10 protein-coding genes and 1 rRNA gene are annotated in these 10,530 nt (G+C 63.1%); 2 read left to right on the forward strand and 9 right to left on the reverse strand.

Going from position 1 to position 10,530, the window contains the following annotated elements; translation table 11 throughout:
* Position 1 precedes the first annotated feature (1 nt).
* The 3 genes from AC1TPF_RS20425 to AC1TPF_RS20435 all read right to left on the reverse strand — a co-directional run bounded on the left by AC1TPF_RS20425 (position 2) and on the right by AC1TPF_RS20435 (position 3,961).
* Positions 2-2,008, reverse strand: coding sequence for an HAD-IIA family hydrolase (locus tag AC1TPF_RS20425; RefSeq protein ID WP_482145126.1), 2,007 nt, complete (start codon positions 2,006-2,008; stop codon positions 2-4).
* A gap of 147 nt (positions 2,009-2,155) precedes the next feature.
* The gene (locus AC1TPF_RS20430; RefSeq protein WP_482139848.1) at positions 2,156-3,688 is read right to left on the reverse strand and encodes a flavin monoamine oxidase family protein; all 1,533 of its coding nucleotides are present in this window, start codon (positions 3,686-3,688) and stop codon (positions 2,156-2,158) included.
* Between the two features lie 117 nt (positions 3,689-3,805).
* Positions 3,806-3,961, reverse strand: coding sequence for a hypothetical protein (locus tag AC1TPF_RS20435; RefSeq protein ID WP_482139850.1), 156 nt, complete (start codon positions 3,959-3,961; stop codon positions 3,806-3,808).
* 524 nt (positions 3,962-4,485) lie between these two features.
* Here AC1TPF_RS20435 and AC1TPF_RS20440 point away from each other — a divergent pair.
* The gene (locus AC1TPF_RS20440; protein WP_482145127.1) at positions 4,486-4,893 is read left to right on the forward strand and encodes an STAS domain-containing protein; all 408 of its coding nucleotides are present in this window, start codon (positions 4,486-4,488) and stop codon (positions 4,891-4,893) included.
* Between the two features lie 105 nt (positions 4,894-4,998).
* Positions 4,999-5,658: a GAF and ANTAR domain-containing protein gene (locus tag AC1TPF_RS20445; protein WP_482139854.1), complete on the forward strand. Its 660-nt coding sequence runs from the start codon at positions 4,999-5,001 to the stop codon at positions 5,656-5,658.
* A gap of 7 nt (positions 5,659-5,665) precedes the next feature.
* Here AC1TPF_RS20445 and AC1TPF_RS20450 read toward each other — a convergent pair whose 3' ends face one another.
* The 6 genes from AC1TPF_RS20450 to rrf all read right to left on the reverse strand — a co-directional run.
* Positions 5,666-6,265 carry a class I SAM-dependent DNA methyltransferase gene (locus tag AC1TPF_RS20450; protein ID WP_482145128.1) on the reverse strand — a complete coding sequence of 200 codons (600 nt, stop codon included), beginning with the start codon at positions 6,263-6,265 and terminating at the stop codon, positions 5,666-5,668.
* A 7-nt stretch (positions 6,266-6,272) separates the two neighbouring features.
* Positions 6,273-7,037, reverse strand: a complete 765-nt coding sequence (locus AC1TPF_RS20455) for a PIG-L deacetylase family protein (RefSeq protein ID WP_482139857.1) — start codon at positions 7,035-7,037, stop codon at positions 6,273-6,275.
* Positions 7,034-7,978: an acyl-CoA dehydrogenase family protein gene (locus tag AC1TPF_RS20460; RefSeq protein WP_482145129.1), complete on the reverse strand. Its 945-nt coding sequence runs from the start codon at positions 7,976-7,978 to the stop codon at positions 7,034-7,036. The genes AC1TPF_RS20455 and AC1TPF_RS20460 overlap by 4 nt, the downstream gene beginning before the upstream one ends.
* Complete coding sequence (locus tag AC1TPF_RS20465) at positions 7,975-8,664, reverse strand: glycosyltransferase family 2 protein (RefSeq protein ID WP_482145130.1); 690 nt, start codon at positions 8,662-8,664, stop codon at positions 7,975-7,977. Before AC1TPF_RS20465 ends, AC1TPF_RS20460 begins: the two co-directional genes overlap by 4 nt.
* Positions 8,665-8,667: 3 nt before the next feature.
* The gene (locus tag AC1TPF_RS20470; RefSeq protein WP_482139863.1) at positions 8,668-10,185 is read right to left on the reverse strand and encodes a catalase; all 1,518 of its coding nucleotides are present in this window, start codon (positions 10,183-10,185) and stop codon (positions 8,668-8,670) included.
* A 244-nt stretch (positions 10,186-10,429) separates the two neighbouring features.
* Positions 10,430-10,530 (reverse strand): 5S ribosomal RNA (rrf, locus tag AC1TPF_RS20475); the annotation flags it as partial.

Genomic DNA, 10,530 nt, shown 5'->3' on the forward strand with positions numbered 1-10,530 from the left:
GTCAGGCGAGTAGGCCTGCGCCCTTCAGCGCATCCTGTGCCTTCTCTTCAGCGGCTTCGACCGTCCACGTTGCTGCGGTGAGCTCGTTCGACCAGGCGGCATGCAGGACCGCGTAGAGGACGCCTGCCGGATCGGCGTCGTCGTCGGTCGCGACCACGGTCAGCGTGCTGTCGAGTGCACTGACGTGCCAGCCCGCGCGAGGTCCCACGATGACGTCGTCGGCAGCGGCGTTGAGTCCGCTCAGATCAGCAGAGACGAACGTCGGACGCTGCTCTTCGGGTGCGTTGAGCGCGTCGGCAGCGGTGCTGACACCGGTCAGCACCAACAGGCTGTCGGCATCGATCGCGTTGGCGCCTTCGATGTCGGTGTCCAGACGGTCCCCGACCACCAGCGGCGTCTTCGCTCCGCTGCGGTTCACGGCGTCGATCATCAACGGAGCGTTGGGTTTACCTGCGACCAGTGGCTGCAGGCCGGTGGCATGGGCCACCGCGGCGACCATCGATCCGTTGCCCACCTGGAGACCGCGTTCGGTCGGAACCGTCGCGTCGACATTGCAGGCCACCCAGAGGGCGCCTGCGCGCAGTGCCAGAGCCGCCTCGGAGAGGATCTCCCACCCGGTCTGGGTCGAATGTCCTTGCACCACAGCGGCCGGACGATCGTCGGCGCTGCGGGTCACGCCGAGTCCGACCGAACGGATCTCGTGAACCAGCGCCTCGGTGCCGACGACCAGCACCCGAGAACCCATCGGCAGTCGCTCGGCCAGCAGCCGGGCAGCGGTTTGCGCGCTGGTGACGATCTCATCAGGCTCCGCGGCAAAACCCAACTCGCGCAGGTGTTCTGCGACCGTTTCCGGCGACCGGCTGGCGTTGTTGGTGACGTAGTAGTTCTTCTGATCTCCGGCGTCCAGTGCCGTCTTGGCTCCCGGGATCTCCAGCTTGCCTGCGTAGACCGTGCCGTCGAGATCGAGCAGCAGCGCGTCGTAGGCATCGCGCAACCGATCACCGGCTGCGGCGGGCACGGCCGGGACGAGCTTGGGCCGGACCGTCTCGACAGCTGTTGCCTGTTCGGCAACGGCTGCCGTGGCCTCGGAGCGAACCTGCGATGGCACCTGTGCGGACAGCCCCTCGTCCACCGACTCCGGCTCCGACTCGGGCTCGGACAGTTCCATCAGGCGCTCTTCGGCGTCTGTGATGTCGTCGTCGTCGGCCGAGGCAGCGTTCATGAACCAGGTGATCGCCTCTTCACGGCGGCCGCCTGCGAGCAGTGCCGCAGCGTAGGCATAGAAGTAGCGGGCAGCTTCGGTACCGACCCGCGACGGGTCCAGATCACTGGTCTGAAGTGTGACGATGGCCTTCTCGAAGTCACCGAGGTCCAACCGTGCACCGGACTCGACGATCCGCATCTCAGCAGCGACCTCACCGGTCAAGGTGCGGCCCTCGTCGCTGCGTGCCACATCGATCGCACGCTCGGGACGGCCCAGGCCGCGCTCGCAGTCCGCGATCATCGGCAGCAGTGCACTGCCTGACGACATCCGCTTGGCGGCGCGCAGTTCGGACAGTGCCTCGGCCCATTCCTGGGCGTTGTAGGCGGCGAGGCCGGCGGCTTCGCGCACCATGGCGATACGACCGGCACGGCGCCGGGCGGCACGGGCATGTTCCAGGGCCAGCGGCGGATCTTCGTCCAGCAGGCGGAACGTCATGATCAGGTGGCGTGAAACCGTGTCGGAGTTTGCTTTGTCGAGACTGAGCAGGTCGCGCCGTACCTCGGTGTCGAGGTCTTGCGGGCGAACATCTTCGGGAAGCGGGGGCTCCGGCGGGCGGTTGGCCGAGCCGGTGCCACGACGAGCGTTCGAATCGTTTCGGAAGTTGCGGTCGCCCCGGTCAGCACCACTGCGTACGAAGCCACCCCGGTCGGATCCACTGCGGTCGGATCCATCGCGGCGATCGGTGGGCCGACCGGTGTTGGAGTTGCCTCGACTGCTGCCGTTGCCGTTACGTCTGTCGTTCACGTCTGCCTTTTCGTCACGATCACACCACCTGCGGAGACCGCAGAATCGATGGATTCACGCTATGTAGTTCGGTTGGAATGGCCGAATGGCCGCTAGCCAGGATAGCCGCTTACTACGTCAAACAGTTAATTCGAGAAAAGCATTCCGTCACAACCGGCTCAGCACTTCACCGGCGGCGCGCTGGCCGGACCGAACGGCCCCATCCATGTATCCGGTCCAGTAATCGGCCGTCTCGGTGCCCGCCCAGTGGATCGGACCGACGGGCGCCCGTAGTGCCCGGCCGTACCGCGTGAGCGTGCCCGGACTGCTGACTGCCACCGGTCCCCCTTGTGACCAGGGCTCGAGGTCCCATTTGAAGATGCCGTGGTCGAGGTGATCGCGCGCTTCGGGCCCGAAGTAGTCGACAAGGTTCTCGGTGCATTCGGCGACGATCTGCTCCTCGGGCGCCTGGTCCAGCCGACGCATGGCATCACCCGAGATGAAGCCCATCAGGACGTGGTTGCCTTCGGCGTAGTTCTCGAAGCAGACGTCGATCGGTTCACCGTTTCCGATCACCTGTCCCGACAACCCCTTGGTCCGCCAGAACGGCTTGCTGTAGACGGCGGCGAACTTGCTCACCGCACCCATCCGGTAGCCGGCGTGCAATCCCGCACGCTGCGCCGTCAAGCCCTGTAGATAGTCGATCTGACCGCTGATCGCCGGCGACATGGCAACAATCACCTTGCGCGCCTTGATAATTCCAACATCAGTGGACAACGTGGCAACATCGTCGGCCCACCCGATCGAACGGACTGCCGCGTTGTAGACGATCCGCTCACCGAGTTCGGCAGCCATTCGAAGTGGTATCAGCGCCGCGCCGCCGACAAACAGTCGTTCCTGCGCGCCGCCTGCGGTGCTCAGCAGTCGGATGAGACTGCCCGGATTCGCTTCGTCGCCCGCAGCTGCCACGTAGTTGAAGAAGTAGAGCGCAGAGAACTCATCGGCTTCCGCCGACAGCGCAGCCGAACTGGCCAGACCCAGCAACATGCGTGCGGTCGGCGACATCGTCCGGCTTTCCAGCCACTGTTTCCACGTCACCGAGTCCAGATAACCGGCGTCGGGATGCTTCCACGGTTCGCCAACCGGAAAGTTGAGCAGTCCTTGTAGTTCAAGCTCCACCAAGGCCAGACCGGCCTCCGGGGTGGCCGGATCGATGGGGAGGCCAAGCGCACTGGGCATGGTCGACCGCTGTCCGCTGTTCCAGAAGACGCTGTCTCCCTCGTTGTACGTGGGCAACGTGGCGACACCGTATTCGCGGGCCAGCGCCGCGATATGCGTCTGCGTCGGTCCGATGAACTCCGCGCCGGCATCGAGGGTCACACCCAGCTTGGGTGTCGAGATGTTGTGCACCCGCCCACCTGCGCGTTCGCGCGCCTCGAGAACCAGCACCGACCGACCGGATGCAGCGACCGACTTGGCCGCAGCCAAGCCCGACAACCCGCCACCGACCACCACCACGTCATACGTCTGGGAGCCGGGACTGCCGCCCGGGCCGGCAGACGCCGCGCCTGCGCCGAGCAGGCTCGCACCGACCGAGAAGCCGACGGTTCCCAGAGCGGCAGCTCCGAGGAGCTGCCGCCTGGTCATCGAAGCCGCCGTGAGTGGTCGCTGACCTGCACTGTTCGCATCGTGGGTGAACATGGCCGGAATCGTAACCCGGCGAAGAGAAAAAAGTGGGTCAAGCGACCCAGTCTAGGCAGTGAAAAGTCCTCGGGGGTCCGTAGACCCCAGAGGACTTGGGCTCACCAGCTTCGAGACTCAGTAATAGTGAGCTCGACCTCCGACCTTGCGTCCGGTGGCACCGAGCACCCACAGAACCGCGCCGACAACAACCAAGATCAGTCCGATTGTCCAGAGAATCGGGACGCTGAATATGAAGCCGAGGATGAGAAGGATAGCTCCGATGGTGATCAAATGAACTCCAGACGTAGGTGCGGTGGGGGCGACAGGGCCCGGGGCCCTTACTCCCACTCGCTGGGGCTTTGACTGTTTCAGCACTTGTGTGCCGCAACCCGCTGTATCTGTTTACCCAGACATAACGGACTCAAACCCCCCCGTGCTGGGGCTCACATTTTCGGCACCAGACCGAAAAACCCAGTGCCAGTTGTTGTTTTGTCAGCGGCAAACTGGTATCAGCGAGGATTACGCGGGATTCAGCAGACCCATGATTGCAGCCGGTCACCGTCACCACTCAGATGAAGGACACCGAACGTTTCCGCCTGCTCCGCCTGCCACGCAACCCTGCAACCGACCCTCGCCCCAGCAGCTTCGGGTGGGGCGTCGGGTGGCGCGTGGGCCGGGTGGTGCGGTGGATACCGGCACCACCACAGTGTGGCAAAATGGGAAAGCCGGTCGAGACAGCAGCCGCGGAGTTTCGATCGCCAAAATTTGGTCATGATCGAGCTCTTTAGTGTTAGAGGTCGAAAGGACTGGCTGCTGTGCACCCCGAGAACCCGGAATTCGTTGATTCCGGCGCCACCAATTCTGGTAGTGCTGCCCTATCGGTGGTCGCCGCCCACCACGGTGAGCTGGCCGTACTAGCCGTGACCGGCAGCATGGACATCCTGACCGCACCCGAACTCGCAGAAGCGGTTGGCAAGATCTTGACCGGTCAGCCCTGCGGACTGATCATCGATCTGACCGCCGCAGAGTTCTTGTCGTCTGCAGGCATGTCCGTACTGGTCACCGCGCACGAAGCCATCGCACCTTTCGGCTCGTTCGGGGTTGTCGCGGACGGCCCGTCAACCGCCCGCCCACTGCGATTGGTCGGTCTCGACCAGACGTTGACCATCTACCCGACCATCGAAGCTGCCATCGCCGCGATGTCCGGGCCAATCAGCCCCTGATCTCCACGAAGTGAGACCAACGTGGAGGATGACGTATCTATAGTGTCGAAGGTCTGAAAAAAGGGGGCAGCGATGGATTGTTCACAGTTGGTATTGACGAATCGTATGGCTGAGGTGGCGCGAGAATTGCGCTCCGAAAGCAACGATATGGAGACCATTCTGCGTGCAATAACCAAGGCAGCGGTCGACACGATTCCCGGGACGGAATACGCAAGCGTCACGGTCGTATCCGCAAATACGCAGGTGGAGACACCGGTATTCATCGGCGACCTCGCGGGCCACTCTGATGCACTGCAACAACAGCTCGGCGAAGGCCCCTGCATCAGGTCGGCGGTCGGCGAAGAAACCGTGTGGATCGACGACATGTGTACCGAACGTCGGTGGCCGCGGTTCGCGACCGAAGCGGACAAACTCGGCATCGCTTCGATGGCATGTTTCTGTCTGTACGTCGACGGCGAGAACTTCGGCGCGCTGAATCTGCACAGTACGTCCGTCGCAACCTTCGACGAGGAAGCGCGCTCGATCGGGCAGCTCTTTGCTGCGCACGCGGCGATCGCCTTCTCGACCGTGCGCGAAAAGGAACAACTGCGCACTGCACTGAACAGCCGGGATCTGATCGGTCAGGCCAAGGGCATGATCATGGAACGGTATCGCCTCGATTCGACCGCGGCGTTCCGCCTGCTGGCGAAATTGTCACAGGATTCCAACGTCAAGCTCGTCGATGTGGCAAAGAGCGTGGTCGACGCGGGTCCCGAAAACCGCTGAACCCGGCTCAGACAAGCCCCTCGAGTTCGGCGACCGTCAGCCCCGGTGTCTTGCGATAGATGTCCAAACGAAAGTCGCGATCGCGGTAGCCCGCAACATGCGAGAGGTCGGTCTTAGCCAGCCGGTCGTGGACGACGTCTCCGCTTGACGGGTACTCCTCGACTTTCCGGCGCCAGTGCACGGCAACCAGGTCGCCGTCGTCGGTGAGGGCCTCCCGAGATTGCCGAACCACTGCCTCGAATTGCGTCGGGTCGAGGTAGTAGAGCACCTCGCTGAGGACGATCAGGTCAAATCTTCCGTTCGGCCAATCCTCGACGAAGTCCCGCGTCTGAACCTGCACCCGATCGGCAACCGGAGCCAGCCGATCTGTAGCGATCGCGGTGGCCCGTTCGCTGAGATCAACCGCCAACAACGTGTCGCACCGATCGGCAAGCAGTGCTGAGAACACGCCGATCGAGCAACCCGCTTCAAACGCATTCCGGTACCGCCGTTGTGGCAGCGCCGCCAGCGTCAGCTGGTACTTGCGTTCCTCATACCAGCGGGTGTTGAACCCCCAGGGGTCATCGCTGGCGCGATACATCGCGTGGAAATAACTCTTGTCCAACATGGCCCCTTCAGGCGAAAACGTACTCGTATGTGCGGGTCAATCGTTCGAGGATGTGTGGCAGGAGAACCGGTTGGTCGGCCGGGTCTGGCGACAGCGGGTTGATCTGGGTCTCGAAAGCCGCGATCGCGGCGCGCTTGGTGGCAAGTGCAGCCGCCGAAAGTCGATGGCGGCGGACGCGGTCCCACGGGACCTGCGGATCGCCAGGAGTTGCCCAGTGCCACATCCAAATCGGGTACTGCCACAGCTCGAGCCCACGACGAACGGCGACCTCTCGCGCACACCGTCCCACCGCCTGGTGGTCTGGATGACCGTCGTTCTCCCAGACCGTCAGCAAGCCCGTGGATGCGCCGGACGATTCATCACAGATGTCGTCGATGATCGCCGTCATTGCACTGTGCTCCCGGTCCAGTTCCCCATCTGCCAGACCCACCCAGCGAGATGTGCCGACTCCCAGAACCTTTGTCGCGACGTTGAGTTCCTCACGCCGACGGACGCCGAGCTCCTCCGGCGACAGGGTCGGCGATCCCGGATGGGAACCCGATCCGTCGGACAGGCAGACAGGCACCACCTCGATGCCGGCCGCGGCTGCGGCAATCATGATGCCGCCGGCACCCAGAATCTCGTCGTCGGGATGCGCGGCAAGCACTATCAGTCGATCGATGTGCTCTTCGAACGGCGGCCAATCACGTCCGGACAGCCAGCTCTGCCATTGGTCCTCGGTGGTCCCCTGCTCGTCGATGGGTACAGCGCCGAATCGCTCGGATGAGGTCATGGCGCCTGCACCGCGGCGAGCTTGCCGAGTTCCACCAGATCCCGGTCGGCGTGCGACTGCCGGATGTACACACTCAGATCAGCCACCGCCTGCGCATGCTCGGCATCTCCGACGAGCGGAACCGGGCCGAGTGCGCGAGCCACCCGGTCGAGGACACCGGTAGCGATCTGTTCGATCGACCACCGCACGCCGAAGGCGCGACGACGCGCGCCTGCCACATCGTCCGGGCTCTGATCGATGTCGAGCGCAGCCTGGCTCAGCTGTGCAGATCCGGCGGCCAGCAGCGCGTCGACCGCACCCAGATGCATCAGAGTGATGTCATCGCCTGCGGACTCCCCTCTGTCGTACAGAGGCTGCGCCACCTTCACCGCACCACCAAACCAGCAGGCCGCAACACCCACACCGCCGTGCCAGAATCCGGCCCTGTCCAGGTAGTCCCCGGGTTCACCTACAGGCCAAGCCGCAACATGGTCGAATTCGACCGCGGCCGTGTTGGTTTCGGCCATGCCGGGGTTGTGCCAGTCGCTCGCCACCGGACGCACGCCGCTCGTTCGAAGATCCACCGCAAACAACCGCCGACATCCATCGGCCCTGGCCGTCACCAGCGCGTGGGTGCAGCCCACAGCGCCCGAACACCAGACCTTGGTCCCGCAGAGCGTCCAGGTTCCCGACTCGAGCACCGCAGTCACCACCGGGGCCGGCGGTTCCGCAGCCCACACACCCCACAGTTCACCCGGCCCGACTCCCGGCTCACCGAGTTCGTGCAGGATTGCCACGGCATCGCAGTGCGCCTCGACCATGCGCCCCACAGCAATATTGCTGCGGGTCAGGAGCGTCAACTCGCGGAAGCGCCCGCCGGTGTCACCTTGACCCGGCAGCGGAAGGCTGAACCCGGAGTCCGAGACGATCTTGATTGCCCGTGCGATTGCTTCGGTGGTCACGACGCCTCTCCGGCTCTGTCGAGGTCCGCCAGATAGTCGGCAAAGCCGCCGGACGCTCGGCCGTCACGTCGCGTCGACGTCAGCACAGGAGCCCGGCCGCTCCAACAGATGGGCACCCTCGCGAGTCGCAGGCGGGCAATCAGATCGACGTCCTCGTCATGATCGACCAGCGCAAATCCCCCAACCTCGAAGTAGACCGATGCCCACATTCCCATATTTGCTCCATGCACATGGCGATGCCCGTCCCTGGGTTGATATTCGGACAAGAACTTCTCGGCGACCTCCGGTGGCCACTCCGTCCAATCGCGGGCGGCGATGGTGCCGACGAAGGCTTCCCAGCCTTCGGTAGCCGCCACCACCTGCTCGCTCAGCCAGTTCGGAGGAACCACCGAATCGGCATCTGTGGTTGCGAACCACGTGTTGCTGCCCCACGCACCGTGGTCGAACCCGGCCTTACGGGCCTGGCCCACGGATCGTCCCGTCACCTCGATCGCGGCAACACCGGACGGGATGCACCCCGCAGTTCCATCCGTACAGTCGTCGAGCACCACAACCACCCGAACCGGAACATCGACCTCTTCTCTGGCAATGTCGATCGAACTCAAGCACTCGGGCAGAACTGCCATCTCATTGTGCGCAGGAACAACGACAACAATCTCTTCCGGCCCACGTCTCGGACCTGGCACTCCCTACGCCTTCTGCTGTGCGCCGGCCCGTGCCGGATTGCCCTGCATTGCAGCCTTGGGGTCGAGTTCATTTGCCTTGGCACGAACGCCGGCTTCGACTGCGCTGCCCAGATCAGGATCGACATGCTTCCAGTAGTCGAAGGCCCGGGCCAGCACCGGCTCACTGACACCGTTCAGAAGGTGACCAACAATGTTGTCGGTCAACCGTTCTCGTGCAGCGTCGTCGAGAACCTCACGGACCATCGTCCCGGCCTGCCCGAAGTCGTCGTCTTCCGGATGGTCCACATAGGCCGACCGGACGATCTCACCGTTGGCCGCCCACCCCGGATCCACCTGGAAACCTGTGGTCGCGGCGGGACCACCCTTCGAGTTCGGCGCATATACCGGATCACTCACGTTCGTGACGCGCATGGCGCCATCTTTGGAGTACGAATGCACCGGGTACTTCGATGCGTTGACCGGTATCTGCTTGTAGTTGGCACCGATGCGGTACCGATGCGCGTCGGCATAGGAGAACCCACGGGCCAACAACATCCGATCCGGGCTCAGCCCGATACCGGGAACAAGATTGTTCGGTTCAAATGCCAGCTGTTCGATCTGTGTGTGGTGATCGACCGGATTCCGGTTCAACGTCATACGACCGACCTCGTGCAACGGATAGTCGCCGTGCGGCCAAACCTTCGTCACGTCAAAGGGATTGAAGCGATACGCCACCGCATCATCGAATGGCATCAACTGAACCTTCAGCGTCCACGATGGGAACTGACCATCATCGATGTGCTCGAACAGATCACGCGTGTGATAGTCCGTGTCGATGGAAGCCATCTGATCGGCCTCGTCCTGCGTGAAGAACTCGTGACCCTGATCGGTGATGAAGTGATACTGCACCCAGTGCTTCACACCTTCACTGTTGACCCAGAGGTACGCGTGGGAGCTGTAGCCATTCATATGGCGCCAGCTGCGCGGAATACCGCGATCACCCATCAACCACGTCACCTGGTGCGCCGATTCCGGGGAAAGGCTCCAGAAGTCCCACTGCATGTCGTGGTCACGGAGGTTGTTGTCGGCCCTACGCTTCTGAGAACGGATGAAGTGCTGGAACTTCATAGGGTCCTTCATGAAGAAGACCGGGGTGTTGTTTCCGACCATGTCGTAAACGCCCTCGGTCGTGTAGAACTTCAGTGCGAATCCACGAGGATCACGCCACGTGTCAGGGCTCCCACGCTCTCCCGCGACGGTGGAGAACCGTGCCGCCATCTCGGTGGCAACACCCGGCTGGAACACCGCGGCGCAGGTGTAGGCAGACATGTCCGCAGTGACCTCGAAGACGCCGAACGCGCCACTACCTTTGGCGTGTGGCTGCCGCTCCGGAATCCGTTCCCGGTTGAACTGGGCCATCTGCTCGATCAGATAGTGATCGTGCAGGACAATCGGACCGTCGGCACCAACGGTCAACGAATGTTCGTCACTCGCCACCGGGGCACCGGCGTCAGTTGTGGTAAAAATCTGCTCGTCGGACATGCGTACCTCCATGATCGGAAATAGTCCATGGGGAGGCAGGCGCAGGGCTGTGACCGCTCTCCCAGGTCTCAGATACCCCACAACGGCAGCTCCGAAACAGGTGTCCATCGACGGCGCACACAGGAGGAGGAGGCAAGGAATACCGACACGAAGCGAAAGCGTACGGATGAAACGGGTGGAGATAGCAAAATACCCTGTATTCGGAACCAATAAAGGTCCCGAATACAGGGTATTCGCAAATTGTGTTCGGCGGTGTCCTACTCTCCCACACTTATTAAGGTGCAGTACCATCGGCGCTGGTAGGCTTAGCTTCCGGGTTCGGAATGGGACCGGGCGTTTCCCTAC

It is taken from the genome of Williamsia sp. Y853 (assembly GCF_056786495.1).